Here is a 24747-nt window from a genome sequence, read left to right on the forward strand (position 1 = left end):
ATGGGCCGACTCATGTTTCTGGTCGGGCCTCGATTGGGCTTATTGAATGGCATTCATTAGGCGGAGTCAATCACGCTCTCCAGGGCTTGGGTGAGTTCACCACCCCTTGCCGTCAGCGGGTGAGGCGTCCTAACTGGGGCGTACAAGGACGAGGCTCATGCAGCAGCAGATTTCCGTGATCACCCTGGGCGTCGCCGATCTGGCGCGCTCGCGGCATTTTTATACCGCTGGCTTTGGCTGGCAGCCGGTGTTCCAGAATGACGAGATTGCCTTCTACCAGATGAACGGCCTGATGCTCGGCACCTGGCTTGCTTCGGCACTCGCCGCCGATAGTGGCCGGGCGGTGATGCCGCCCGGAAACATGTCGCTGGCGCATAACGTGACCAGCCGCGCGGCCGTCGAGCCGCTGATGCGGGCGCTGGTCCAGGCTGGCGGCAGCCTGTTGCGGGCAGCGCTTGCACCACCCCATGGCGGCTATTGCGGCTATGTCGCCGATCCCGATGGCCATGCCTGGGAAATCGCCTGGAATCCGGCCTGGCCGATTTCGCCGGAGGGCTACGTCACTTTTGGCGTTTAAGCTTGAGCAAAGCCAACAGCATGGCGTCGCGCTCAGCGGCAAGTTGCGGGATGCTGCGGCCTCGGCTTTCCTTCACAATGCCTTGCACCAGCTTGCGCTTGGTGGCGGCATCCAGCGTCGGTGAGCCAAGCGAGCGCCAGCGCTTTTCCTGGCTCGGGCCGAGATGGTCGAGATAATGCTTCAGGCCGCCATCGCCGCCGCCGAGATGGTAGGTCATGTGGGCACCCTGGATCGCCCAGCGCAGGCCGGGGCCTTCCACCAGCGCCTTGTCCACGTCTTCCACGTCGGCGATGCCTTCGGCAACGATATTGACGGCCTCGCGCCATAAGGCCGAGGCCAGACGGTTGGCGACATGGCCTGCGGCTTCGCGGCGGATCCGGATCGGTTCCTTGCCAAAGCCTTCATAGAAGGCGAAAGCCTGATCAACCGCCGCCTTGGTGCGGCCGTAGATTTCCACCAGCGGCACCAGATGCGGCGGGTTGAAGGGATGCGCCACCACCAGCCGGTTCGGCCACTTCATTTCGGCGGCGAGTTCAGACCATTGGAAAGAGGAGGTGGAGGAGGCGATCAGCGCCCTGGTGTTCAAGGCTTCGATTTCGGCATAGAGCGCGCGTTTCAGCGGTATCTGCTCCGGCGCATTCTCCTGTATCCAGGCGGCATCACGCACGGCTTCGGCCAGTGTCGCGACCACGCGCAACTCGCCCTTGGCCTTGAGGCCAAGCGGGCGCAACTGGCGGCGCATGATATCGGTGCGCTTGGTGAAGCTCTGGCGCATGGCCGCGATGGGATCCCAGGCCACCACCTTGGCGCCATGGGCCAGGAAAAGGGCAGCCCAGCTCGCGCCGATCAGGCCGCCGCCGACAATAGCGATGTGAGACAAGGTTTCCTCCGCCGATCACTCGGCGAGGATTGTTTCGCCTAAGCCGGCCTGGCGCAAGGCTGCCAATTGGCGGCGGTCGGCGCCGGCATCGGTGATCACCATGTCGATGCGGCTGCAGGGGCAGATCGAGACGCGGCTCACCGTGCCGATCTTGGCGTGGTCGGCCAGGAAGATGACGCGCTGGCTCTGCTGGATCATGCTGCGGGCGATTTCGGCTTCATGCAGCACGAAGTCGGTGGCGCCATGTTCGGGATGCACGCCCACCGGCGAGAGCAATGCGACATCGGCGCGAAAGCGCGCGATTTCGCTCAACGTCAGTTCGCCATAGGTGCCGGGCACATCGCTATGCAGCCGGCCGCCGAGCAGCAGGGTGGTCACATCCTGGCGCAGGCCGTTCAGCGTCGAAGCCACGTCGATGGAATTGGTGATCACCGTCAAGCCGGCGATCTTGCCGAGTTCGGCGGCGAGGATGGCCGTGGTGGAGCCGGCATCGACGAAGCAGACCTGCCCCGGTTTGATTTCCCGGATGGCGGCCCGCGCGATGGCCTGTTTCTCCTTGCGCCGTACCTGCAGGCGGTCGGCGAAGGGCGCCTCGCTCGGCGGATCTGGCAGCACCGCGCCGCCATGCACCCGCTTCAGCAGGCCGGCGGCTTCCAGTTCCAGCAGGTCGCGGCGGATGGTTTCGCGCGAGACATCCAGGTCGCGTGCCAGGTCGTCGGCGGACATCTGCTTGAACTGGTGCAGCAGCCCCTGGATGCGGATATGGCGTTCCTGCGCCCACATTTTCTTATACTCCCGGCAACCGCGCCCGGCGCTGCGCCAGATGCACGGCACCGCGCGCCAGCAGCAGCGAGGCGGCAACCACCAGCATGATCACGGTGGAGAAGGCGGCGGCCTGCGAGGTAAAGCCGCCTTCGTCCAGGCGCATCACGGTGACGGCGGCCAGCATCAGCTTCGGCGTTACCAGGAAGATCACGGCAGACAGCGTCACCATCGAACTCATGAACAGGAAAAAGAACACGGAAATCAGCACCGGCAATGTATAGGGCACATAGACATCGCGCACCACCTGCCAGGTGGAAGCGCCGATGCAGGTGGCGGCTTCTTCCAGCGCTGGCGGTATCTGACGCAGGCCGGTCGTCATGGTGACAAACCCTTGCGTGTGATAGTGGTAGAAATTGCACATCGCCAGCAGAGCGGCGCTGCCATAGAGCAGCATCAGTGGCGTGCCGGGCTGGTTGAAGGCGAATACATAGGCGAGGCCCAGCACCAGGCCGGGTACGGCGGCCGGCAGCATGGCGATGAAGTAGATGATGCGCGCGAATGGCCCGCTCATGCGTTTCAGCGCCACGCCCAGCAGCAACAGGAACACTGTGCCGAAGGCGGCCGCGGCCGCCGAGATGCCAATGCTGATCCACAGCGGATCATAGCCACCAGCCAGCTTGATATCGTAATGCCGCCAAGTGAAATCCAGGCGGTAGGGCCATAGCCGCATGAAGCTGGCATAGACCACCACGCCGACCACGGTGAGCGGCAGCAGGGCCACCGTCCAAGCCAGGCCGCCGACAATGCCATCGCGCCACGGGTCCTTGGGCGGGATATAAGGCACGGCATTTTCCGATTGGGTGCCGAATTGCCGCTGGCTGGCTAGGCGCTCGAAATAGAAGGAGAGCAGGGTGGGCAGCAGCAGCAGCATGCCGACCACGGCGCCGAGATTGAGGTTCATCTGGCCGATGACCTGATTGTAGATTTCGATCGCCAGCACGGTGTAGTCGCCGCCGATTACTGCCGCGTTGCCGAAATCGGTGATGGTGACGGTGAAAACCACGAAGACGGCGCTGAGCAGACCATAGCGGATATTCGGCAGCGTGAGGTCGATGAAGCGGCGCCAGCCCGAAGCGCCCATCACTTCCGCTGCCTCGAACAGCCGCGCATCGGCATGGCGTAGGGCGGCGCCGATGATCATGGTCGCCTGTGGCAGGCCATAGAGCGTGTTGGCGATCAGCAGGCCCCAGAAGCCGTAGATCTCGACATTGAGGCCGAAGCTCTTGTTGATCAGGCCATTGCGGCCGAGCAGGAAGATCAGGCCGAGGCCCTGCACCAGGGAGGGCGCGATGATCGGCAGCGAGATGATGGCGAGCAGCACCGCCTTCAGCCACAGCCGGCAGCGATGCAGTGCGAAGGCCACCAGCAGGCCAAGCAGCACGGTCAGCGCCGTGGTCGCCAGGCCCATGATCAGGCTGTTGTTGAGTGCCTTGGCGAAGCCGCGCGATGTCAGGATGCGAGCGAAATTGCCAAAGCCCAGCGAGCCATCAGGCTCCAGCAGGCTGCGATAGCCCATCATGCCGATCGGATAGGCGAAGAACAGCAGCAGGGCGGCGGCGGGAATCAGCAGGCAGGCGAGATTGAACAACCGGTCCCTGGAATCCTGCGCCGGCCCCGGTGCCGAAGCGGGTGACGGCGATGCAGCCATGGTCAGGCCGCTACCCAGGCGGCGCGGGCAGGGTCGACCGCGATCTCGATGCCGTCGCCCGGCGCGAAGCGCGAGCGGCCATTTTCCTCAGCCACCAATGGCCCAAGCGGCGTATCGAGTTTCAGCCGCGTGATATTGCCGAGGAAGCTGACCGCCAGCACAGTGCCGAAGGAACCCTGGCGCAGGGCCACATGCTCGGGCCGCAGGCAAAGCAGGTGGTCGTTGCCGGGGCAGCCCTGCAGCAATTCGGGCCGCGCAGCCTGCAGCTTGCCCGGCTCGATCAGGTTGCTCACGCCCATGAAGTCGGCAACGAAGCGAGTGGCCGGGTGCAGGTAGAGATCAGCCGGGCTGCCGGCCTGCTCGATGCGGCCTCGGCTCATGCAGACGATGCGGTCTGCAAGGCTCAGGGCCTCTTCCTGGTCATGCGTCACCATCACGGTGGGAATCTTCAGGCGGCGCTGCACGTCGCGGATTTCCTCGCGCAGTTCGGCGCGCACCTTGGCATCCAGGGCCGAAAGCGGCTCGTCCAGCAGCAGCAGGCTGGGATCGACAGCGATGGCGCGGGCCAGGGCCACGCGCTGCTGCTGGCCGCCGGAAAGCTCCCAGGGGAAGCGTTCCGCCACTTGCGGCAGCTTGATCAGTGCCAGCAATTCGGTCACGCGGCGGTCGATCTGTTCGCGCGGCGTGCCGCGTAATTTCAGGCCGTAGCCGATATTGTCGGCCACCGTCATGTTGGGAAACAGCGAATAGCTCTGGAACACGATGCCAAAACCGCGCTGCCGCGCCGGCACTTTGCTCAGGTCGCGGCCGGCGAGCGTCATGGTGCCCGAATCCTGCATCAGCAGGCCGGCGATGATGCGCAGCAGCGTGGTCTTGCCGCAGCCCGACGGCCCGAGCAGGCAGACGAACTCGCCTGCTTCCAGCGAGAGCGAAACATTGTCCAGCGCCAGCACGGGACCGAAACTCTTGCGCACGCTGTCGATGACGAGATGCATGGTGGGTCTGTTCGCTCGGCTCTGGTCTTGGGGATAAGAAAAACCCCGGGCGGTTGCCCGCCCGGGGTGATGTCGCCTTAGCGGCCGATTTCCTTGTTCCAGCGCGCCAGGATGGCATCGCGCTGGGCGGCGGAAGCGGCGAAATCCATCTTGTAGAGCACCGTACCCGGATCCTCCGGCATGCCGGCTTCGCGCGCCACCTTGCCCGGCTTGAAGCCCGGCAGCGTCACCAGTTCCTTGTACTTGCCATAGAGGCCGGCGGCGTTGGCCGAGAGCGTCCAGTCGAGGAACTTCTTGGCATCCGCCTTGTTCTTCGAGGCAGCCATCAGGGCCGAGGCTTCCAGTTCATAGCCAGCGCCTTCTGCCGGCAGCACCATGGCGAGCGGGAAGCCTTCCTCCACCGACTTGATGGCGGCAAAGGCCAGCGAGGTGCCGACGGTGAATTCACCGGCGCGCGCCTGGCGGCAGGGGCGGGAGCCAGACTTGATATACTGGTTCACATTGCCATCGAGCTGCTTGAGGAAAGCCCAGCCCTTCTCCTCGCCCATCTTCTGCAGGATCGACACGATCTGCAGATAGCCGGTGCCAGAGGATACCGGGTTCGGCATCGCGATCTCGCCCTTGAAGGCGGGATTGAGCAGGTCGGCCCAGCTCTTCGGCATCGGCAGGTTCTTCTGCTTCAGGCGTTCGGTGTTGACGCAGAAGGCGCCGATATAGCCGGTGGCGGCGAACCACTTCTTGTCGGCGGCGACATAGGCGCTACCCATCTTCTCCGTGCCCTTGGCGGCATAGGGTTCGGCCAGCGCCAGCACGCGGGTGTCCATCATGTTGGTGACGGCCCAGCCCCAGATCACGTCATGCTGCGGGTTGCCGGCCTCGGCCAGGATGCGGGCGCCGAGATCACCGGTGGAAAGGCGCAGCACATTCACCGTCACATCCGGGATGTCCTTTTTCGCCTGCGCCACGTAATCGGCGATTTCGTCCTCTTCCAGCGCGGTATAGACCGTGATGGTGCCGGCCTGCGCTTGCGCCGCGGCGGCCAACAGCAGGGCGCCAGCGGCCCAGCCGAACAGATTGTGCTTCATAATATCCCCCTTGGTAGCGTGGATTTGCGGAATCGTGGAAACCCTGCCCTGAATTATTGCGGAATTGTTGCAGAGAAGCGCAAGGGCGTCTATATAAATTCCACAGAAACACACAAATCCACAAAATGCCACTTACCGTCACCCCTTCCGGCTCCCAGCCAGCCCCCACTGAACCCGGCCCCGCCCTGCGGGCCACGGCGCAGGCCCTGGCGGCTGCGGCGCGGCCCATCGCGCAGCGTTATTTCCGGCAGAAACTGGCGGTGGAGCATAAGGCGGACCATAGCCCGGTGACGGTGGCCGACCGTGCCATCGAGACGGCCATGCGCTCCATAATTGCCGAGCGCCACCCGGAGCATGCCATCTATGGCGAGGAGCATGGCGCCGAACGCCTGGGTGCCCGCTATACCTGGGTGATCGACCCCATCGACGGCACCAAGAGCTTTGTAACCGGCCTGCCACTTTTCGGCACTTTAATCGCCCTGCTTGAGCATGGCGTGCCGAAGCTCGGGCTGATCGACATGCCGGCGCTGCATGAAACCTGGGTCGGCGAGGCGGGTGAGCCGACGCGGTTCAATAATGCGCCGTGCCGGGTCAGCGGCTGTAAAGATCCGGCGGAAGCGGTGCTTTATGCCACCTCGCCAGACATGTTCGAGGGCGCGGCACGGGCCGGCTTCGAGCGCGTGAGCAATGCTGTGCGGCTGCGCCGTTTCGGCGGCGACTGCTACGCCTATGCCCTGCTGGCGGCGGGCTATGTCGATCTCGTCATCGAGGTCGGCCTGCAGCCCTATGATTACCTGCCGCTGGTGGCGGTGATCGAGGGGGCCGGTGGCGTGGTGACGGATTGGAATGGCCAGCCGCTGAGGCTCGGTTCGGATGGCCGCGTTGTCGCGGCTGCCTCGCCGGCCTTGCATGCCTGGGCGCTGGGGTTGATCAATAAGTCTTGAACGGGGCAGAACGGGGGATGGCTAGGATGGCGTTGCAGTCGAGGCAAGTGAAAACCGTAGCCGATGCACGGCGTATTATCGCCGAACGCAAGATCGACCGCGTCAAGGTCGGTGCCTTCGATGTCGATGGCATCCTGCGCGGCAAATATATCTCGGTAGAGAAATTCCTCTCGGCACTGGATAGCGGCTTCGGCTTCTGTGACGTGGTGCTGGGCTGGGATTCCAACGACCAGCTTTACGACAATGTCAGCTATACCGGCTGGCACACCGCCTATCCCGATGCCCCGGTGCGTGTGCTGCCCGATACCTGCCGCGATATTCCCTGGGAGCCGAACACCCTGTTCTTCCTCGGCGAATTCTCGGCCCCGGCGGATACGGTCTGCCCGCGCGCCGTGCTGCGCCGCGTGCTCGAACGCGCCGACAAGCTCGGCTACAAGGTGCTGGGCGCCTGCGAATTCGAATTCTTCGTCTTCGACGAAACCCCGCATTCGATCCGCGACAAGGGCTATCGCGGCCTGAAGCCGATCACGCCGGGCTTCTTTGGCTATTCCGTGCTGCGCAATTCGGTCGAATCCTCGCTCTATCACGACTTGATGGATCTTGGCGTGAAGATGGATTTCCCGCTGGAGGGGCTGCATACCGAAACCGGCGCCGGTGTGCTGGAAGCCGCCATCACTGTGGACGAGGCGCTGAATGCCGCCGACAAGGCGGCCTTGTTCAAGACCTTCACCAAGGCATTGTTGCAACGCCAGGGCAAGATGGCCACGTTCATGGCGAAATGGTCGCATGACTGGCCGGGCCAGAGCGGCCATATCCATCTTTCGCTGAAGAAGAAGGATGGCAAGCCAGTCTTCCACGACGCGAAGCAGAAGCACAATATCTCCGACACGATGCGGCATTTCATCGGCGGCCAGCAGGCTTTGCTGCCGGAGCTGCTCGCCATGGTCGCCTGCACGGTGAACAGCTACACCCGCCTGATCCCCGGCTTCTGGGCGCCGACCCAAGCCTCCTGGGGTGTTGAGAACCGCACCACGGCCCTGCGCGCGATTCCGGGCTCGCCGAAGTCGCAGCGCGTCGAATTCCGCATCGCTGCAGCCGATATCAACCCCTATATCGCCATGGCGGCGGCGATTGGCGCCGGCCTCTGGGGCGTGGAAAACAAGATCGAGCCGACGGCGCCGATCCAGGGCAATGCCTATGCCGTGGACCTGCCGGCCAAGTATCAACTGCCGCGGACGCTGTTCGAGGCGGCTGGCCGCCTGAAGAAGAGCAAGCCGGCGCGCGATTTGTTCGGCGATGCCTTCGTCGAGCATTACGCCGCCAGCCGCGAATGGGAGGAGCGGGAATACCGCAAGGCGATCACCGACTGGCAGTTGGCGCGCTATTTCGAAATCATCTGAGGTCTGCATGTTGAAATGTGTCAGCCCGGTCGACGGCCGGGTCTATGTCGAACGCGAACTGGCCAATGCCGCTGCCATCGAGGCAGCTCTGGCGAAATCAGTGGCTGCCGGCGCAGCCTGGCGGGCCACGCCGCTTAAGCAGCGCCAGGAAGTGCTGCGCAAGGCAGTCGCGGCATTTGTCGCCAAGGGCGCGGATATCGCCACGGAACTGACGTGGCAGATGGGGCGTCCAGCGGGTCAGACGCCCGGCGAGGTGCGCGGGTTCAATGAACGCGCCAGCTACATGATCGACATTGCGCCGCAGGCGCTTGCCGATATCGAACCAGCGGCGAAGGATAATTTCCGCCGCTTCATCCGCCGCGAACCGCATGGCGTGGTGTTTGTCATCGCGCCGTGGAACTATCCCTATCTTACGTCGGTGAACGCGGTGATCCCGGCCCTTTTGGCCGGCAACACGGTGCTGCTCAAGCATTCGCATCAGACGCCGCTCTGCGCCGAACGCTATGCCGAGGCGTTCCGTGAAGCGGGCCTGCCCGATGGCGTGTTCCAGTACCTGCATTTAAGCCATGCCGATGCCGACAAGGTGATGCGCGATGCCCGCGTCGGCTTCGTCGCCTTCACCGGCTCGGTGGCTGGCGGCCATGCGGTACAGCAGGCGCTGGTCGACCGCTTCGTTGGTGCCGGGCTTGAGCTTGGCGGCAAGGACCCGGCCTATGTGCGGGCGGATGCCGATCTCGCCCATGCGGTGGAAAACCTGGTCGATGGCGCTTTCTTCAATTCCGGGCAATCCTGCTGCGGCATCGAGCGCATCTATGTGCATGAAAAGCTCTACGATGCCTTCGTCGATGGCTTTGTCGATCTGACGAAGAAATATGTGCTTGGCGATCCAACCAAGGCCGAGACCAATCTCGGCCCGATGGTGCGCGCCGCGGCGGCGGAATTTGTGCGCGGCCAGGTGGCGGAAGCGGTGGCGCAGGGCGCGAAGTCGCTGGTGGCGCCAGGGCCTTTCGGTGCCGACCGCCAGGGTACGCCTTACATGGCGCCACAGGTGCTGGTGAACGTGACGCACAAGATGCGGCTGATGTCGGAGGAAACCTTCGGGCCCGCCATCGGTATCATGAAGGTAAGTTCGGATGCCGAGGCCGTGAAGCTGATGAATGACAGCGAGTATGGACTTACGGCGGCGATCTGGACCAAGGATGCAGAGGCCGCAGCACGTCTTGGCGCCGAGCTTGAGACCGGCACGGTGTTCATGAACCGCTGCGACTATCTTGATCCTGCGCTGGCCTGGACCGGGGTGAAGAATTCCGGCCGCGGCTGCACGCTCTCCTCGGTCGGTTTCGAATCACTCACCCGGCCGAAATCCTTCCACCTGCGCCTGAACACCTAATTCTCTCTGGAGTCCGCCCCATGCTCGTCGGTAAATGGAATTACCCCACCACCATGTGGGTCGGCCCTGGCCGTATCAAGGAACTGCCCCAGGCCTGCCGTTCGCTCGGCATGAAGCGGCCGCTGCTGATCACCGATGCCGGCCTCGCCAATGCGCCGATGGTGCTGGCGGCGATTGCCGGCAATGAAGCCGCCGGCCTGCCCACCGGGCTGTTCGCCGGCGTCAAGGGCAACCCCACGGGTGCCAATGTCGATGCCGGCGTTGCCGCCTATCATGCCGGCAAGCATGATGGCGTGATTGCCTTCGGCGGCGGCAGCGGTGTCGATGCCGCCAAGGCGGTGGCCCTGATGGTCGGCCAGGACCGGCCGCTGTGGGATTTCGAGGATGTCGGCGACAATGCCGACCGCGTGAACGTCGCCGGCATGGCGCCGGTGGTGGCGGTGCCGACCACGTCTGGCACCGGCTCTGAAGTCGGCCGCGCCTCGGTGATCACCAAGGAAGATACCCACGAGAAGAAGATCATCTTCCATCCGCGCATGCTGCCGGCCCTGGTGATCGCAGATCCGGAACTTACTCTCGGCCTGCCGCCACATATCACGGCGGCCACCGGCGTCGATGCTTTCGTGCATTGCTTCGAGGCCTATTGCGCGCCGGGTTTCCATCCGATGGCGGTCGGTATCGCGCTGGAAGGCATGCGGCTGTGCAAGGATTATCTCGGCCGTGCCTATCGCGATGGCAAGGATATTGAGGCGCGCTCGCGCATGCTGGCGGCGGCTTCCATGGGCGCGGCGGCATTCCAGAAAGGCCTGGGCGGCGTGCATGCCCTGGCGCATCCGATTGGCGCCGTCTACGACACACATCACGGCCTTACCAATGCCGTGCTGCTGCCCTATGTGATGCAGCATAACAAGGCGGCGATTGCCGAAAGCATGAACCTGCTCGCCCGCGTGCTCGACCTGCCGGGCAGCGGCTATCAGGCGGTGTTCGACTGGGTGCTGGCCTGGCGCCGCGAACTCGGCATTCCGAACACCCTGGCCGAGATCAAGGTGCCGGTGGACCGTGCCGCCGAGATTGGCCGCATGGCCGAAGCCGATCCTTCCGCCGGCGGCAATCCCTGTCCGGTGGATGCGGCGGCGCTGGAAAAGATCTTCCGCAAGGCGGTGGCCGGCGATCTGGGCTGATTGCCATGGCGCCACGCATTCTGATTGCCGACGGCAATCTCGCCGCGATCAACCAGGCCAATATCGCCGCTGGCGGCACCGCCAGCGGTGCGCATTATGCCGATGTGCTGCGCGGCCTCGATGCGCGGCTTGAGATCGAGGTGACGCATCCCGCCGATGCCGCCGACCCGTCGCTGGATCTGCTTCGCTATACTGGCGTAGCCTTCACCGGTTCGGCGCTGAATGTCTATGACATGACCGAGCCGGTGACGCGCCAGATCGATCTGGCAAAGCGGGCGCTGGATGCCGGCCTTAGCCTGTTCGGCTCCTGCTGGGGCTTGCAGGTGATTGCCACTGCGCTGGGCGGCAGGGTGCATCGCAATCCGAAGGGCCGCGAGATTGGCGTGGCACGCCGTATCCGTCGCACCCAGGCCGGTATTGCGCATCCGTTGCTGGCCGGCAAGGCGGAAGTGTTCGAGGCGATCTGCGTGCATCTCGACGAGGTGGCGGAACTGCCCGCAGGCATGACCGTGCTGGCCAGCAATGCGGTGAGCGAGGTGCAGGCGGCGAGCTACGGCGATGCCAAGGCCGGGCCGCATGCCTGGGCGGTGCAGTACCACCCGGAATACGATTTCAACGAGATTGCCGCGGTGATGACGCGCTACGGGCCACGCCTGCTGGCCGATGGGCTGTTCGCGGATGAGGCGGCGATGCAGCGTTATCTGGCCGATTTGCGCAGCCTGCATGCGGCGCCACACCGCCATGATCTTGCCTGGGCCCATGGCCTGGATGCCAGCACACTGGATCGCGCACAGCGCGAACGGGAACTCGCAAACTGGATCGACAGCATCATTTGGCCACGCTGGTCCGCCGCGCAATAAGGGCGCGCAGCCGCTGTTGGCGTGCCTGCGTGATCGGATAACCCCGCATCAGCATTATTGCCGCCAGCTTGAATGCCACGGGTACCAGGCAATAAAGCGCGGTGAGGCCGAACAGGGCTTGACCATCGTTGTCGCCTTTCGCGGAAAAGTCGATCAGGTCGAGCAGCGGAAAGGCGATGCCGACAGCCAAGGCCAGGGCCAGCTTGGTTGCCATGCCCCAAAGGGCGAAGAACAAGCCGGCGCGCTGCTGGCGGTGGCGTGCTTCATCCAGGTCGATCACGTCCGCCTGCATCGCGGGCGGCAAGGCCAGGTCGGCACCCAGGCTCAATCCAGTGAGTACGGAGATGGCAACGAACCAGTATCCGTCGCCCGGTCCGAGCAGGGGGACCAGCAGGAAGAAGCCGCAGGTCCAGAGCATGGCGCCGCACCAGACCCGATGCTTGCCATAGCGCGCGGCCAGTTTCAGCCATAGTGGAACGGCCGCGATGCCCGCCGCGAAATAGGCCAGCAGCACCGCGCCGGCCAGGTTCGGTTCCCCCAGTACATGGGTCACATACAGCAATACCAGGGAGGCGGGCAGACCATTGGCGGTGCCATTCAGCAGCCAGGCCTGCAACAGCCGGCGGAACGGCCGATTGCGCCAGAGTTGCCCCAGGCTTTGGCGGTTCAGTTCTGTGCCTGCGGCTACAGTGACCCCACCGGGCAGGCGCCACAATGCCAGCATCAGCACCGGTGGCAGCAATATGGTGATCACCAGCGCCAGCGCGGCCAATCCCTTTGCTGGCACTAGCGCTGGAATCAGCACGGCGATCAGCGTGCCGGCCACGATCATGCCCTCGCGCCAGCCGGCGATACTGGTCCGCTCGCCGTAATCCGGGGATAACTCCGCTCCCCATGCCAGATACGGTATTTGCAGCATGGCGGCGCCGAGATAAAGCACCATTGTCCAAAGCAGCAGATAGGGCCAGCCGGCATCGCCGGGTGGCACAAAAAGCAGCCAGGTGCTGAACAGGATCACTGGCAATGCGGCCAGCAGCCAGGGTTTCCGGCGGCCAAAGCGGCTCTGTGTCCGGTCGCTGAGATAGCCGATCAGCGGGTCAATGGCGATATCCCACAGCCGCGCTGCCAGTAATGCCGCGCCGACGGCGGAAAGGCTCAAGCCAACGGTTTCGGCGTAATAGGTCGGCAGATGCACATAGACCGGCAGCAGCAGCATCGCGGCGGGCAGGCCGGGGGCTGCGTAGGCCAGCAATTGCAAGCGGGAAAGGCGCGTCATGGTGGCGGATTTAGATGACCGTGGCCTCTGGGCAAATGGCCTCGGCGCGCTATGTTGCGGTTCATGCTGAAACTATCCATCCTCGATCAATCCACCGCCGCTGCCGGACGCGGCCAGGACCAGGCGATCCGCGATACCCTGGCGCTGGCTGAGCAGGCCGAGGCATTGGGGTATCACCGCTTCTGGGTTTCGGAACATCACAATCACGACAGCATTGCCGGCACGGCGCCGGAAGTGCTGATGGCCGCCATCGCGGCGCGCACCAGCCGCATCCGCATCGGCAGTGCCGGCGTCATGCTGCCGCATTACAACGCGCTCAAGGTGGCGGAACAGTTCCGCGTGCTGGATGCGCTGGCGCCGGGCCGCATCGATCTCGGCGTCGGTCGCGCGCCGGGCGGCGATAGGCGCACCGCCTATGCGCTCAACCCGCATGCCTTCTCATCCGGCGAGGATGAATTCCCCGCCCAGGTGCGCGACCTGGAAGGCTGGATCGCCGGCTATACGCCGAAGGAAGGCGATCCGCGCCATGGCGTGCGGGCCTTCCCGATGGCGCCGAGCCAGCCGCGGCTGTGGATGCTCGGCTCCTCGGATTACGGCGCGCAACTGGCAGCGCATTTCGGCCTGCCGTATTCCTTTGCCTATTTCATCACCGACGGTCGCGGGGCCGATCAGGCACTGGAAGTCTATTACCGCTATTTCAAGCCGACGCCGCAGCAGCCCGAGCCGGAGGCCAATGTTTGCGTCTGGGCACTGGCGGCCGAGACGCGCGAGGAAGCCGAGCATCTGTTCATGACCCGGGCGCGCTGGCGCCAGGGCCGCGACATAGGCGAATTGCTGCCGCTGCAGACGCCGGAAGCCGCTGCCGCCCATGACTACACGCCGACGGAGCGCGCCAAGCTGGAGCGCGACCGCCAGCGCGCCCTGATCGGCACGCCGGCCGAACTTGGGGTCCGCCTGCGCGAGCTGGCGGCGAGCCTTAAGGTGCAGGAACTGGTGATCCTGACCTGGACCCATGATCCGGCGGCGAAGCTGAAAAGCTACCAATTGCTGGCCGAGGAATTTAACCTCTCCCGCAGCTAAACAAGGGGAGAGAGCTATGTCCGAGACGGAATTGAAGCAGCTATTCGAGGCCGGCCTGAAGGTGCGCCGCGAGGTGCTGGGCGCCGATTATGTCGATAATTCGCTGGCCAAGGCCAACGACTTCACCATGACCTTCCAGCATGCCACCACGGAATTCTGCTGGGGCTATGTCTGGGACCGCCCCGGCCTTGAGCGCAAGACGCGCTCGATGCTGAATCTGGCCATGCTCACAGCTCTCGGCCGCACGCCGGAACTGAAACTGCATGTGCGCGGCGCCATCACCAACGGCGTCAGCGTCGACGAGATCAAGGAAATCCTGCTGCAGGCAACGATCTACTGCGGCATTCCTGCCGGGCTCGATGCCTTCAAGGCGGCGAACGAAGTGCTGGTGGAACTCGGCAAGCTGCCGAAGGCTTGAGGCGCCCGATTACTGGGTCTGATGCCCGGCGTTCAGGGTCTTGTGCAGCACGTCCAGCATGTTGCGCGCGATCGGATCCTGGCCGTTGAGGATCAGGGTCAGTGCGATGCGCGTCACGCCCATCTTGGAGGCGATCAGGTCCATCGAGAGGCCTTTGACGCGGCAGACCTGGGTAACGAGGTCGAAGCTGCCCTTGGCCAGGAAGACGCGGCCCCAGTCGTCGCGGTGTTCCAGCTTGATCACCGGTGGCAAAGCCGGCTGCTTGCCAGCCGGCGGCGCCGAGGGTGGTGGGCCGGAGGCGCCGCCACGGACGCGACCGGCGGTGGGTGCCGGGGGGCGGCTGCGGGTCTGTGGCCGATGGTTCGGATCGCGCTCGAACACAGCCAATTCCGGCGACCGGTCCATCAGCATCTGCAGCATGTTGCGCATATGCTGCATCAGTTCGCCGGCCGAGCCGTCGGCCTCGGGGCCGTCCGACAGGATATGCGCCAGTTCGCCCAGCCGCTTCAGGCGCGAGGAGAAGAATTCGCGCGCGCCATAGGGTAGCGGCGCCTGGGCCTCGATCAGTCCCTCCAGATAGCTCTGGGTGATGTCGATTTCCATTTTCAGGATCTTGGCGCGGATCTGCGTCACATAGCGGCGCAGTTCATCGCGGCGGTCGGATTTCAGCAGGGTAAGGCGGCCCTCGGCAACTTCGGCCGACTGATGGAAATCATCGATCATGGCGCTGAAACGGCGGAAGCCGGCGACATTATCGCGGCGCTCCGCCGGATTCTCGGTGAAGCGGAAAATCTCCATCGCCCGCGCTTCGATGCGCGAGACCAGCTCGTTACCTTCTTGAGTATGTTGATCAACGATCATGTGTAAAAAGACTCCGTCCAGCGGTAAATCCACCGGCACTACAGTCTAGGATAGCATGGTGCGCTTTTCGCCCCAAGCCGCTGTGGAAAAATTACGCCGCCCAGCTTTTAGGCAGCATTCCGCAGGCCTTCGCGGGCAATCCAGGCCTCGGTCTTGGCCAGGGCGCGCTCGAAACGGTCAAACATTTCGTCGATTTCGGCTTCGGTGATGATCATCGGCGGGCAGAAGGCCAGGGCGTCGCCGGCCAGGGCGCGATGGATCAGGCCTTCTTCCTGGGAGAAGGCAGCGCAGGTGGCGCCCACCGCCTTGGCCGGATCGAAGTTACGCCGGCTGACCTTGTCGGCAACCAGTTCCACGGCGCCGATCAGGCCGATACCGCGCGCCTCGCCCACCAGCGGATGGTCGGCCAGGCGCTTCAGCCGCGCCTGGAAGCGCGGCGACACCATGGCGACGTGATCATAGATTTTGCGTTCTTCGTAAAGTTGCAGGGTGCGCAGGGCGACCGCCGCCGAGACCGGGTGGCCGCCATAGGTGAAGCCGTGGCCGAAAGTGCCGATGGTGCCGGACTGGTCGCGGATCGCCTCGTAGACCGGCTCGCTGATCATGCAGGCGGCAATCGGCAGGTAGGCCGAGGAAAGCTGCTTGGCGCAGGAGATCATGTCCGGCTGGTAATCGAGCGTCTGGGCACCCCAGACATTGCCGGTGCGGCCGAAGCCGCAGATCACTTCATCGGAAACGCTGAGGATGTCGTGCCGTTTCAGCACCGCCTGGATGGCGGGGAAGTAGCCTTCTGGCGGCACGATCACGCCGCCGGCACCCATCACCGGCTCGGCGAAGAAGGCCGCCACTGTTTCCGGTCCCTCGCGCTGGATGAATTCCTCGAGATTGCTGGCCAGCCGCGCAGTGAATTCGGCCTCGCTCTCGCCCGGCAGAGCGTTGCGGTAGTAATGCGGGCAATCGACATGCTTCACGCCGGCAATCGGCAGGTCGAAGGCGCGGTGATTGGCGGGCAGGCCGGTGAGGCTGGCGGATGCGATGGTGACGCCGTGATAGCCGCGCTGGCGCGACAGGATGGTCTTCTTCTTCGGGCGGCCGATGGCGTTGTTGTAGTACCAGATGAACTTCATCTGGGTATCATTGGCTTCCGAGCCGGAATTGACGAAGAACACCTTCGATACCGGCACCGGCGATAGCTCTTTCAGTTTCTCGGCCAGTTCGATCACCACCGGCGCGCTCTTGTGGCCGAAGGAATGGTAGAAGGGCAGCTTGCGCATCTGCTCGATGGCGGCATCCACCAACGCCGGCTCCTCGAAGCCGAGCCCAGCGCACCACAGGCCGGCCAGCGCCTCGATATATTCGCGGCCCTGATCGTCGTAGACATAGATGCCCTTGCCACGCTCGATCACCAGCGGGCCGGCCTTCTCGTGCTTGACCAGGTTGGTATAGGGGTGCAGCACATGGGCGATGTCGCGGGCGGCGAGGGAATTTGGCAGCTGGGTCATGATTCTATTCTCTGTCTACGGAGGCCGCGATTAGACCGGCTTAGGCCCCGCCCGGCAAGGGTCGAATTGCCGCCTGACAATGCCCCGCTGGCCGGGCTAAGCTCTGGCTCATGACCCATGCCGATCTTGAACTCCGTTCCGAATCCGATGGCCTGATCCTGCGCGGCCATGTCTGGCGTCCCGTGCCCAGTGCCGAGCAACCGCGCCCCAAGGCGGTGGTGCATATCGCACACGGCATGGCCGAGCATGCCGGGCGCTATGCCCGTTTCGCCACGGCGCTGAATACCGCCGGTTATGCGGTCTATGGCTTCGATCATCGTGGCCATGGCCGCACGGCTGTGATGCACGGCGGCAAGGCTGCTTTGGGCCATATGGCCGATAGCGATGGCTGGAACCGCGCCCTGGCCGATCTGCTGCAGATCAACCGCTTTGCCGCTGCCGCCGAAGGCGGCTTGCCGGTGCTGCTGTTCGGCCATTCCATGGGCTCGTTCATGACGCAGCGTTACGTCGAGCTGCATGCGGCGACGATCCGTGGCGCGGTGCTCTGCGCCTCCAACGGCAAGCCGCCGCCGATCTCCACCATCGGCAAGCTGATCGCCCGCGCCGAACGCCTGCGGCTGGGCCGCCAGGGACACAGCGCTCTGATCCACAAGATGGGTCTCGGCGCCTTCAACAAGCGCTTCGAGCCGGCGCGCACGCCCTTTGAATGGCTGTCACGCGACGCGGCGGAAGTCGATGCCTATATAGCGGACGAATTCTGCGGCCATGAAATGAGCACCCAGTTCTGGGTCGATTTCCTGGATGGCCTGTCCGAGATGGCGGAAGCGACCGAGCAGGCGCGGATTCCGAAGGATCTGCCGCTGCTGGTGATTGCCGGCATGCATGATCCGGTTTCGGCTGGCACGCGTGGCCTGAGCCAGCTATTGCAGGCCTATCAGGCTGCCGGCCTCAGCCGTGTCGAGCATATTTTCTACGAGCAGGCGCGCCACGAACTGCTCAACGAAACCAACCGCGATGCGGTGACCGCCGACGTGATCCGTTTCCTGGATGGATGTTTGTAGGCGGCAAGTCTAACCGCATCATTGCCTGCCAGAGATTCCCGGCTCAAGGCCGGGAATGACGCTAGGAATCATTCATTCGTCATGCCCAGGCTTGACCCGGGCATCTCATTCAGCCGCCATTCGCTGCCGCAGGCAGGCGGCGACCCTCGAGATTGTCATAGACCCGGCGCAGCAATTCCTTGAGCTGGGTTTCCTCGGCTTCCGTAAGCCCGGCCAGCGCGTTACGCTCCAGGGCTTCAGCGGCGGGCAGCAGCCTTTGCACCATCTCGCGGCCACGCGGCTCGATACGGATGGCGACGGCGCGGGCATCGGTGTTGGCGCGCGTACGGCGCAGCAGGCCGGTGGTTTCCATGCCGCCGATGATGCGCGAAAGCGTGGAGATTTCGATCGAGGTACGTTCGGCCAGATCCGACAACCGCTGGCCGTCTTGCTCGAACAAGGCGGCAAGCACGCGCCAATCCTGGATGCCGAGGCCCTCGGCGCGCAGCCGGATGCTGAAATGCGCAACGAGGCGGACGCCGGCGCGGTTGATCAGATAGGGGAGGTAGCTGTCGAGGGCGAGCGGCGTCATCAGCCGAGCTTGCCGAGCACCGCTTCGATTTTCTGCTTCATCGTGGCGGCGTTGAACGGCTTCACCATGTAATTGTTCACGCCGGCCTGAATGGCGGTTTTCACCAGCTCGGTATCGCGCTGGCCGGTGGCCATGATGAAGGGCATGCGCTTGGTCAGCGGATTAGCGCGGATGGTCTTGAGTAGAGTCAGACCGTCCATCCCGTCCATGTTCCAGTCGGAGATGATCAGGTCGAATTTGTTCGAATTCATGGCCAGGAGCGCCTCGTTGCCGCTCTTGGCCTCAACGACGTTCTTGATGCCGATTTCCTGCAAGCAATAGCGCGCAATGCCGCGCATGCTCATCTGGTCGTCGACAATCAGAACTCGCAATTGGCTGGCCACCGGCATGTTCGGTCCTCGCTCCTTCCTTACTACCAGTCACCCTGCCGAATGCCGCAAAAGGGCAACGGTTACAAGGCGATGAATAACCCAAAAGCCCCGGTTGCTCAATACTGCCGGGCGCCTGACTGCGGCGCCCGGGCCGGGTTTCGCTGCACCTAACGCTGCTTGCAGCGGTTCAAAATCTCCGCAGCGATCTGCCCGATCGGGGCTTCCTGCTGCACTGCGCCCACCAGTTTCGCCGCCTTCGGCATGCCATAGACCAGGCTGGTGGCTTCATCCTGCCCGATGGTCTGGGCCCCGGCTTCGAGCATTTTCTTCAGGCCGGCGGCACCATCCTTGCCCATGCCGGTCAGGATCACGCCGATGGCATTGTGGCCGGCATGCTCGGCTACCGAAGCGAACAAGACGTCCACGGAGGGCCGGTGGCCGGAAACCGGCGGGTCATGGTTAAGCTTGGTGTAGTAGTGCCCGCCCGAGCGATGCAGCGTCAGGTGGAAATCGCCCGGTGCGATATAGACATGGCCCGGAAAGACCCGCACCCCGTCCTTGGCTTCCGAGACCGAAACAGCGGACAGCGAGTCGAGGCGGGCGGCAAAGCTGCCAGTGAAACGTGGTGGCATATGCTGGGTGATCAGGATCGGCGGGCTGTCTGGCGGCAGCACCGTAATCACTTCCTTCAGCGCCTCCACGCCGCCGGTGGAGGAGCCGATGGCGCAGATCATATCTGTCGAGGTGAAGCCGGGGCCGGGCGTGAGGCGTTTCGGTGTGGCGCCTTCAGCCGGCCTGCTGCGCGCCACCACACGGGCGGTGGCGGCCATCTTCACCTTGGCCACCAATTCGCCTTTGATCTCCTCCAGCGCATGCTTGATATCCAGCGTCGGCTTCGGCACGAAGTCGACGGCACCCATTTCCAGCGCCTGCATGGTGATCGAGGCGCCCTTCTGGGTCAGGGTGGACACCATCACCACCGGCATCGGTCGCAGCCGCATGATCTTCTCAAGGAAGGAGATGCCGTCCATGTTCGGCATTTCCACATCCAGGGTCAGCACGTCCGGATTCAATTCCTTGATCATGCTGCGCGCCACCAGCGGATCCGGCGCGGCGCCAACCACTTCGATTTCCGCGTCGCTGCTCAGCGCAGCCGTCAGCAACTGACGGATCAGTGCCGAGTCATCGACAATAAGAACCTTGATCTTCTTCGCCATGCTTGTCCCGGACGCGTCTGCTTAAGCGATCTTGCGATGGATGTTGCGGCCCAACAGCTTGAACCGCTCGGTGATGCCGAACAGGTTCTCTGAATGGCCGATATAGAGGAAGCCGCCTGGCACCAGCAGGTTGGCGTAGCGGTCGAACAGCACCCGCTGGGTGTCCTTGTCGAAATAGATCACCACGTTGCGGCAGAAGATGACATCGAATGGCCCCTTCATCGGCCAGTGCGACATCAGGTTCAGGTGCTTGAAAGCAATCATCTGGCGCAGTTCCTGGCGCACCCGCACCTTGCCCGGGCCGTATGGCTCGAAGCATTTGTCGCGGATATCGGCAGGCACGCCCTCGGCGGATTCCGTGCTGTAGACGCCCTCGCTGCCACGCCGCACCATCTCGGTGTCGATATCGGTGGCGAGAATTTTGGCATCCCACTGGTTCAGGTCCGGCATCGCCTGGCGCAGGGTGATGGCGATGGAATAAGGCTCTTCGCCTGACGAACAGCCGGCAGACCAGATGCGCAGGCGGCGGCCCTGGCTGGTGGCGCGGGTGCGTATTTCGCTCAAGGCCTGGCCGGCCAGATGCTCGAAATGGTGGTTCTCGCGGAAGAACTTGGTCAGGTTGGTCGTCAGCGCATTCAGCGTGGCGCCAAGTTCGTCGATGCCTTCTGGGCTGGCGATGAAGTCGCAATAGGCGCGGAAGCTCGGGATATGCAGTTTGCGCAGCCGCTTGGCAAGCCGGGCATAGACCATGTTCTGCTTCGACGGACCAAGGTCGATGCCGGTCTTTTCCTTCAGCAGCTTGGCCAGGAAGGCATAGTCATCGGCTGAGAAGGTGAATTCCCTGTCGTCGGCCACCGCGTTGCTCATGGTTGCGGTTTCCTGTTCACCGGCGCCGCGCCGCCTCAGGCCGCCCCGGCATCGGCCGACGGGCCGGCCAGCATAGGCCGCGACGCCATATCTGCCGAGTCCAGCATGCGGCCGGAGAACATGCGGTCGAGGCCGATCAGGCCGACCATGCGTTCGCCCACGGTGATCAGGCCTTCCATGAAGCCGATACCCGACACCTGCTCCATCTCCGGCATCGGCCGGATTTCGTCTTCGTTGATGGTGATGATGTCTGATACCGCGTCCACCAGGATGCCGACGATGCGCGAAGCGACGGAAACGATGATCACGACATTGTACTTGGTCGGCTCGGTGCGTGGCATGCCGAAGCGGGCGCGCAGGTCGAAGATCGGCACGATGGCGCCACGCATGTTGATCACGCCGCGCACCACTTCCGGCGTATTCGGCAGCGGTGTGGTTTCCGACCAGGCGCGGATCTCGCGTACTGCCATGATGTCGACGCCGTATTCCTCGTTGCCGACGGTGAAGGAGATGAGCTGGATGGTGCGGCTTGAGCGGTTTGCCGCTTCCGCTGCTGCGCCGGCCTGTGCGTTGCCTGACATGGTGTGGCCTCCCTACGTCACGATGCCGCGGCGGTATTGAGCGCCGTCACATTGCCGTTGCCGTTGTTCGTATTGCCGTTGCGTAGTGCCGGCCGCTGCGTTTCGTGTTCGGCGATATACTTGATGCCGGCCACGTCCAGAATCAGCGAAACGCGGCCATTGCCCAGGATGGTGGCGGCGCCGACGCCGCGGATCGGATCGAAATTCTCTTCCAGGCTTTTGATAACCACCTGCTGTTGGCCGATGATCTCGTCCACCACCAGGCCCATCTTGGAACTGTCTTCCATCTCCACGATGATCACCAGGGCCTTGGTCGGGTCGTCGATGCCACCGGCCACCTTGAAGATACGATGCAGGTAGACCAGCGGCACGTATTCGCCACGGATGCGCAGCAACTGGCTGGCATTGGCTACCACGTTGATCTGGTCGGCTTCCGGCCGCAAACTTTCTACGATATTGGCTAGCGGCAGGATGTAGCTCTGCTGCCCCACCTTCAGCACCATGCCATCCAGCACGGCCAGCGTCAGCGGCAGTGTCAGGATGAAGCTGGAGCCCTGGCCGGGGCGCGACTGGATATGCACGCGGCCGCCAAGCGACTGGATATTCTGGCGCACCACGTCCATGCCGACGCCGCGGCCCGAAATATTCGACACCTGGTCGGCGGTGGAGAAGCCCGGCAGGAAAATCAGGTTGTCGATTTCCTCGTTGCTTAAGACCGCATCCGGCGCCACCAGTTTCTTCTCAATCGCCTTGCGCATCACCTTGTCGCGGTTGATGCCGCGGCCATCGTCGGAAATCTCGATCACGATGCGGCCGCCGCGCTGGTCGGCGGATACATGGATCACGCCTTCCGGCGGCTTGCCGACGGCGACGCGGTCATCCGGCGTCTCGATGCCATGGTCGCAGGAATTGCGGATCATGTGCGTCAGTGGATCGCCAAGCTGTTCGATCACCGTCTTGTCGATTTCGGTGTTCTCGCCGCTCATGTCGAGGCGGATCTTCTTGTTGGTGAGCTGCGCCAGTTCGCGCACCAGACGCGGCAGGCGGGCGAACACGCTCTTCACCGGCTGGGCACGCATCGCCATCACGCTTTCCTGCAGATCGCGGATGTGATGCGAGAGTTCGGCCAGGCCGTTGGCGAGTTCAGGATGCTGGTCGGCATGCAGATGCTCGGTCTGCTGCGCGATCATGGCATGGGTGATCACCAGCTCGCCCACCATGTTGACCAGCTTGTCGACACGGTCGAGATCGACGCGGATCGAGCGGACTGCCTTGGCGCCTTCGGCACCGCCGGCAGCGCCGGGCTTGGCTTCCGCCTTGGCGGCTTCCGGGTGCGGTTCCTTGTGTTCCGCTGCAGCAGCAGCGGCCGGGGCTGCCTGCTGCGGCGCGGCGGCTGGCGCAGGCTCGGCTGGCTTCGGCGCGGCCGGGCTGGCGGCTGCCGGGCTGGCTGCGGGCGCGGCGGGTTTGGCTGCGGCTGCCGGTTGCGGTGCTGCTGCCTCGGCCGGCGGATTGAGGCAGGTGATTTCAAGCTCGCAATCGTCGAGCACGAATTCGAACACGTCGCGGATGGCGTCTTCGCCCTTGTCCGTCTCGATATCGAACTCCCACTTGATGTAGGCGCCCTCGGCGCTCATGTGGTCGAGATCGGGCAGGGCGCTGGTGTCGGCACGGGCCAGGAAGCCGCCGAGATTGCGCAATTCGCGGATCAGGATCAGCGGCTCATTGGCGCGCTGGTAGAGCGCATCGCGCGGCGCGAACTTCACCAGGTATTTCAGCAGCGGTACCTTGGCCGCTTCCGGTTCCGGCTCGGGTTCGGCGAAAGCGTTGTTGAGGCCGAGCTCGGCATCCAGCGCCGCCAGTTCGTCACCGGCGGCATGCGGGTCGGCATTCACACCAATGGTGGCGGCCAGCGCGATCAGCGATTTGCGGCCGTCATTCTCATGTTCGGCGGGCAGTTCGGTGCCCGACTGAGCGGCCTTCACCAGATCCGACAGGATATCGGCGCAGCGCAGCACCAGCAGCACGGAATCCGGCGCCGGTTCCAGCCGACCGTCGCGCATCAGGTCGAGCACGGTCTCGAAGATATGGGCGAAATTCACCAGGCGCTCGAAGCCGAAGGCTCCTGCGCCGCCCTTGATCGAGTGGATGGCGCGGAACACGGCGTTCAGCGTGTTGCTGTCGCCTTCGCCGGCCTGCAGGGCCATGAGATGGCCTTCCAGGTCGCCAAGCAACTCCTCGCATTCCTGGAAGAAGGTCTGCTTAAACTGCTGCAGTTCATCCATCGGACGGCACCTCCGGCTTCAGCTCAGGGGCTGACTTTACGGATCACTTCGAGCAGTTTGGCGGGATCGAAGGGCTTCACGATCCAGCCGGTGGCACCGGCGGCGCGGCCTTCAGCCTTCTTCGCCTGGCTGCTTTCAGTGGTCAGGATCAGCACTGGCGTCGCCTTGCATTTCGGCTTCTTGCGCAGTTCCTTGATGAACGTGATGCCGTCCATCACCGGCATGTTGATATCACTGATGATCACGTCCACGTCATGCTGGTCGAGCAGGTCCAGGCCTTCCTGGCCATTCTCGCCCTGGATGACGGTGTAGCCGCCCTGCTTCAGCGCGAACTGGAGCATCTGCAGCATGGTCTTCGAGTCGTCGACCGTGAGGACGGTTTTGGTCATGTTTGTACCGGCCATTTCATGAGAAACGAAAACAGCCCCAGATCGTCAAAGGCCGAGACGAAAGCATCACTCGGCGACTTGATGACGAAGGCGGCCTGATTCTGCTCGAGTTGCTGGAGCGCCGCGATCAATACCTGCACGCAGGGCGTCGAGAGACGGTCAACGGCAGAGGCATCGACTACCAGCTTGCCGCCAGCGCTGATCGCTTCCTGCATTGTCTGCAACAACGGTTCGGCTGCCCGCAAATCCATCGTCGCCGCCAGCTTGAGCTGGACCGCGTCGTCGGCTTTGACGATGCTGAACGGCTCCATGGTTTTAACCCCCCTTGCGGCGGTTTGCGCGCCGGCGGTTTTCGCCGTTGAGTGAGCCTAGCCGATGGCTGGGGGCGCGGCAAAGGGGTTGGTTGTTAAATTGCGTAGATAACTTGGTAAAAATCCCTTCACAGGCGGGAGAGTATGGCCTGCGGGTTGCTCCGGAATCTGACGA

25 protein-coding genes are annotated in these 24747 nt (G+C 63.7%); 9 read left to right on the forward strand and 16 right to left on the reverse strand.

From position 1 onward, the window contains the following. The first annotated feature begins 157 nt into the window (after nucleotides 1–157). Nucleotides 158–577 carry a VOC family protein gene (locus V6B08_RS06810; protein ID WP_341979021.1) on the forward strand — a complete coding sequence of 140 codons (420 nt, stop codon included), beginning with the start codon at nucleotides 158–160 and terminating at the stop codon, nucleotides 575–577. Here the strand turns inward: V6B08_RS06810 and V6B08_RS06815 are convergent. The 5 genes from V6B08_RS06815 to V6B08_RS06835 form a co-directional block, all read right to left on the reverse strand. Further along, nucleotides 561–1457 carry a 3-hydroxyacyl-CoA dehydrogenase NAD-binding domain-containing protein gene (locus tag V6B08_RS06815; RefSeq protein WP_341979022.1) on the reverse strand — a complete coding sequence of 299 codons (897 nt, stop codon included), beginning with the start codon at nucleotides 1455–1457 and terminating at the stop codon, nucleotides 561–563. The genes V6B08_RS06810 and V6B08_RS06815 overlap by 17 nt on opposite strands. Nucleotides 1458–1472: 15 nt before the next feature. After that, a complete protein-coding gene (locus tag V6B08_RS06820; RefSeq protein ID WP_341979023.1) occupies nucleotides 1473–2240 on the reverse strand; it encodes a DeoR/GlpR family DNA-binding transcription regulator in 768 nt (255 codons plus the stop codon). A gap of 4 nt (nucleotides 2241–2244) precedes the next feature. After that, nucleotides 2245–3930, reverse strand: a complete 1686-nt coding sequence (locus V6B08_RS06825) for an ABC transporter permease subunit (protein WP_341979024.1) — start codon at nucleotides 3928–3930, stop codon at nucleotides 2245–2247. Between the two features lie 2 nt (nucleotides 3931–3932). Beyond that, complete coding sequence (locus tag V6B08_RS06830) at nucleotides 3933–4925, reverse strand: ABC transporter ATP-binding protein (RefSeq protein WP_341979025.1); 993 nt, start codon at nucleotides 4923–4925, stop codon at nucleotides 3933–3935. 77 nt (nucleotides 4926–5002) lie between these two features. After that, nucleotides 5003–6010 carry an ABC transporter substrate-binding protein gene (locus tag V6B08_RS06835; RefSeq protein ID WP_341979026.1) on the reverse strand — a complete coding sequence of 336 codons (1008 nt, stop codon included), beginning with the start codon at nucleotides 6008–6010 and terminating at the stop codon, nucleotides 5003–5005. Nucleotides 6011–6135: 125 nt separating this feature from the next. Between V6B08_RS06835 and hisN the strand changes: the two genes are divergently transcribed. From hisN to V6B08_RS06860, 5 genes are read left to right on the forward strand one after another with little or no spacing between them, the layout of a single operon-like run. Further along, a complete protein-coding gene (gene hisN, locus V6B08_RS06840) occupies nucleotides 6136–6954 on the forward strand; it encodes a histidinol-phosphatase (protein WP_341979028.1) in 819 nt (272 codons plus the stop codon). Nucleotides 6955–7001: 47 nt separating this feature from the next. Beyond that, nucleotides 7002–8354 (forward strand): glutamine synthetase family protein, encoded by a 1353-nt coding sequence (locus V6B08_RS06845; RefSeq protein WP_341979029.1) that lies wholly within the window; start codon nucleotides 7002–7004, stop codon nucleotides 8352–8354. Between the two features lie 7 nt (nucleotides 8355–8361). Then, nucleotides 8362–9744, forward strand: a complete 1383-nt coding sequence (locus V6B08_RS06850) for an aldehyde dehydrogenase family protein (RefSeq protein ID WP_341979030.1) — start codon at nucleotides 8362–8364, stop codon at nucleotides 9742–9744. A 20-nt stretch (nucleotides 9745–9764) separates the two neighbouring features. Then, complete coding sequence (locus V6B08_RS06855) at nucleotides 9765–10925, forward strand: iron-containing alcohol dehydrogenase (protein ID WP_341979032.1); 1161 nt, start codon at nucleotides 9765–9767, stop codon at nucleotides 10923–10925. A gap of 5 nt (nucleotides 10926–10930) precedes the next feature. Beyond that, nucleotides 10931–11785 carry a type 1 glutamine amidotransferase gene (locus V6B08_RS06860; RefSeq protein ID WP_341979034.1) on the forward strand — a complete coding sequence of 285 codons (855 nt, stop codon included), beginning with the start codon at nucleotides 10931–10933 and terminating at the stop codon, nucleotides 11783–11785. Here the strand turns inward: V6B08_RS06860 and V6B08_RS06865 are convergent. Further along, entirely contained in the window at nucleotides 11754–13061 is a 1308-nt protein-coding gene (locus V6B08_RS06865) for an MFS transporter (protein WP_341979035.1), read from the reverse strand. The genes V6B08_RS06860 and V6B08_RS06865 overlap by 32 nt on opposite strands. A gap of 63 nt (nucleotides 13062–13124) precedes the next feature. Here V6B08_RS06865 and V6B08_RS06870 point away from each other — a divergent pair, with 63 nt between their 5' ends. Continuing rightward, entirely contained in the window at nucleotides 13125–14141 is a 1017-nt protein-coding gene (locus V6B08_RS06870; RefSeq protein ID WP_341979037.1) for an LLM class flavin-dependent oxidoreductase, read from the forward strand. Nucleotides 14142–14157: 16 nt separating this feature from the next. Next, nucleotides 14158–14559, forward strand: a complete 402-nt coding sequence (locus V6B08_RS06875; protein WP_341979039.1) for a carboxymuconolactone decarboxylase family protein — start codon at nucleotides 14158–14160, stop codon at nucleotides 14557–14559. 9 nt (nucleotides 14560–14568) lie between these two features. Here the strand turns inward: V6B08_RS06875 and V6B08_RS06880 are convergent, their stop codons facing one another. Then, nucleotides 14569–15420 (reverse strand): hypothetical protein, encoded by an 852-nt coding sequence (locus tag V6B08_RS06880; RefSeq protein WP_341979040.1) that lies wholly within the window; start codon nucleotides 15418–15420, stop codon nucleotides 14569–14571. Between the two features lie 107 nt (nucleotides 15421–15527). After that, on the reverse strand, nucleotides 15528–16922 hold the full coding sequence (locus V6B08_RS06885; protein ID WP_341979041.1) for an aspartate aminotransferase family protein: 1395 nt from the start codon (nucleotides 16920–16922) through the stop codon (nucleotides 15528–15530). A gap of 110 nt (nucleotides 16923–17032) precedes the next feature. On the opposite strand from V6B08_RS06885, the gene V6B08_RS06890 reads away from it, so the two are divergent. After that, nucleotides 17033–17983, forward strand: a complete 951-nt coding sequence (locus V6B08_RS06890) for an alpha/beta hydrolase (RefSeq protein WP_341979043.1) — start codon at nucleotides 17033–17035, stop codon at nucleotides 17981–17983. A gap of 109 nt (nucleotides 17984–18092) precedes the next feature. Here the strand turns inward: V6B08_RS06890 and V6B08_RS06895 are convergent, their stop codons facing one another. From V6B08_RS06895 to V6B08_RS06930, 8 genes are all read right to left on the reverse strand, one after another. Continuing rightward, on the reverse strand, nucleotides 18093–18554 hold the full coding sequence (locus V6B08_RS06895) for a MarR family winged helix-turn-helix transcriptional regulator (protein ID WP_341979044.1): 462 nt from the start codon (nucleotides 18552–18554) through the stop codon (nucleotides 18093–18095). Then, a complete protein-coding gene (locus tag V6B08_RS06900; protein WP_341979046.1) occupies nucleotides 18554–18943 on the reverse strand; it encodes a response regulator in 390 nt (129 codons plus the stop codon). The genes V6B08_RS06895 and V6B08_RS06900 overlap by 1 nt, the downstream gene beginning before the upstream one ends. A 149-nt stretch (nucleotides 18944–19092) precedes the next feature. Further along, nucleotides 19093–20142, reverse strand: coding sequence for a protein-glutamate methylesterase/protein-glutamine glutaminase (locus tag V6B08_RS06905; RefSeq protein ID WP_341979047.1), 1050 nt, complete (start codon nucleotides 20140–20142; stop codon nucleotides 19093–19095). Between the two features lie 21 nt (nucleotides 20143–20163). Further along, nucleotides 20164–21009 (reverse strand): CheR family methyltransferase, encoded by an 846-nt coding sequence (locus tag V6B08_RS06910; protein ID WP_341979048.1) that lies wholly within the window; start codon nucleotides 21007–21009, stop codon nucleotides 20164–20166. Nucleotides 21010–21044: 35 nt separating this feature from the next. Continuing rightward, complete coding sequence (locus V6B08_RS06915) at nucleotides 21045–21590, reverse strand: chemotaxis protein CheW (protein WP_341979050.1); 546 nt, start codon at nucleotides 21588–21590, stop codon at nucleotides 21045–21047. A 17-nt stretch (nucleotides 21591–21607) separates the two neighbouring features. Continuing rightward, nucleotides 21608–23872, reverse strand: a complete 2265-nt coding sequence (locus V6B08_RS06920; protein ID WP_341979051.1) for a chemotaxis protein CheA — start codon at nucleotides 23870–23872, stop codon at nucleotides 21608–21610. A gap of 23 nt (nucleotides 23873–23895) precedes the next feature. Next, nucleotides 23896–24261 (reverse strand): response regulator, encoded by a 366-nt coding sequence (locus V6B08_RS06925; RefSeq protein WP_341979052.1) that lies wholly within the window; start codon nucleotides 24259–24261, stop codon nucleotides 23896–23898. Beyond that, nucleotides 24258–24572: an STAS domain-containing protein gene (locus V6B08_RS06930; RefSeq protein WP_341979053.1), complete on the reverse strand. Its 315-nt coding sequence runs from the start codon at nucleotides 24570–24572 to the stop codon at nucleotides 24258–24260. The genes V6B08_RS06925 and V6B08_RS06930 overlap by 4 nt, the downstream gene beginning before the upstream one ends. Between the last annotated feature and the right edge of the window lie 175 nt (nucleotides 24573–24747).

It is taken from the genome of Ferrovibrio sp. MS7, from assembly GCF_038404985.1.
Taxonomy (GTDB): domain Bacteria; phylum Pseudomonadota; class Alphaproteobacteria; order Ferrovibrionales; family Ferrovibrionaceae; genus Ferrovibrio; species Ferrovibrio plantarum.

Excerpts from the sequence above, each read along its gene's own strand:
- V6B08_RS06900 (WP_341979046.1), bottom strand. The coding sequence starts at position 18,943 with ATGCCGGTGGCCAGCCAATTGCGAGTTCTGATTGTCGACGACCAGATG.
- V6B08_RS06820 (WP_341979023.1), bottom strand. The coding sequence starts at position 2,240 with ATGTGGGCGCAGGAACGCCATATCCGCATCCAGGGGCTGCTGCACCAG.
- V6B08_RS06910 (WP_341979048.1), bottom strand. The coding sequence starts at position 21,009 with ATGAGCAACGCGGTGGCCGACGACAGGGAATTCACCTTCTCAGCCGAT.
- V6B08_RS06920 (WP_341979051.1), bottom strand. The coding sequence starts at position 23,872 with ATGGATGAACTGCAGCAGTTTAAGCAGACCTTCTTCCAGGAATGCGAG.
- V6B08_RS06830 (WP_341979025.1), bottom strand. The coding sequence starts at position 4,925 with ATGCATCTCGTCATCGACAGCGTGCGCAAGAGTTTCGGTCCCGTGCTG.
- V6B08_RS06915 (WP_341979050.1), bottom strand. The coding sequence starts at position 21,590 with ATGTCAGGCAACGCACAGGCCGGCGCAGCAGCGGAAGCGGCAAACCGC.
- V6B08_RS06930 (WP_341979053.1), bottom strand. The coding sequence starts at position 24,572 with ATGGAGCCGTTCAGCATCGTCAAAGCCGACGACGCGGTCCAGCTCAAG.
- V6B08_RS06835 (WP_341979026.1), bottom strand. The coding sequence starts at position 6,010 with ATGAAGCACAATCTGTTCGGCTGGGCCGCTGGCGCCCTGCTGTTGGCC.
- V6B08_RS06855 (WP_341979032.1), top strand. The coding sequence starts at position 9,765 with ATGCTCGTCGGTAAATGGAATTACCCCACCACCATGTGGGTCGGCCCT.
- V6B08_RS06925 (WP_341979052.1), bottom strand. The coding sequence starts at position 24,261 with ATGACCAAAACCGTCCTCACGGTCGACGACTCGAAGACCATGCTGCAG.
- V6B08_RS06895 (WP_341979044.1), bottom strand. The coding sequence starts at position 18,554 with ATGACGCCGCTCGCCCTCGACAGCTACCTCCCCTATCTGATCAACCGC.
- V6B08_RS06825 (WP_341979024.1), bottom strand. The coding sequence starts at position 3,930 with ATGGCTGCATCGCCGTCACCCGCTTCGGCACCGGGGCCGGCGCAGGAT.
- V6B08_RS06870 (WP_341979037.1), top strand. The coding sequence starts at position 13,125 with ATGCTGAAACTATCCATCCTCGATCAATCCACCGCCGCTGCCGGACGC.
- V6B08_RS06850 (WP_341979030.1), top strand. The coding sequence starts at position 8,362 with ATGTTGAAATGTGTCAGCCCGGTCGACGGCCGGGTCTATGTCGAACGC.
- V6B08_RS06880 (WP_341979040.1), bottom strand. The coding sequence starts at position 15,420 with ATGATCGTTGATCAACATACTCAAGAAGGTAACGAGCTGGTCTCGCGC.
- V6B08_RS06905 (WP_341979047.1), bottom strand. The coding sequence starts at position 20,142 with ATGGCGAAGAAGATCAAGGTTCTTATTGTCGATGACTCGGCACTGATC.
- V6B08_RS06890 (WP_341979043.1), top strand. The coding sequence starts at position 17,033 with ATGACCCATGCCGATCTTGAACTCCGTTCCGAATCCGATGGCCTGATC.
- V6B08_RS06865 (WP_341979035.1), bottom strand. The coding sequence starts at position 13,061 with ATGACGCGCCTTTCCCGCTTGCAATTGCTGGCCTACGCAGCCCCCGGC.
- hisN (WP_341979028.1), top strand. The coding sequence starts at position 6,136 with ATGCCACTTACCGTCACCCCTTCCGGCTCCCAGCCAGCCCCCACTGAA.
- V6B08_RS06810 (WP_341979021.1), top strand. The coding sequence starts at position 158 with ATGCAGCAGCAGATTTCCGTGATCACCCTGGGCGTCGCCGATCTGGCG.
- V6B08_RS06860 (WP_341979034.1), top strand. The coding sequence starts at position 10,931 with ATGGCGCCACGCATTCTGATTGCCGACGGCAATCTCGCCGCGATCAAC.
- V6B08_RS06875 (WP_341979039.1), top strand. The coding sequence starts at position 14,158 with ATGTCCGAGACGGAATTGAAGCAGCTATTCGAGGCCGGCCTGAAGGTG.
- V6B08_RS06885 (WP_341979041.1), bottom strand. The coding sequence starts at position 16,922 with ATGACCCAGCTGCCAAATTCCCTCGCCGCCCGCGACATCGCCCATGTG.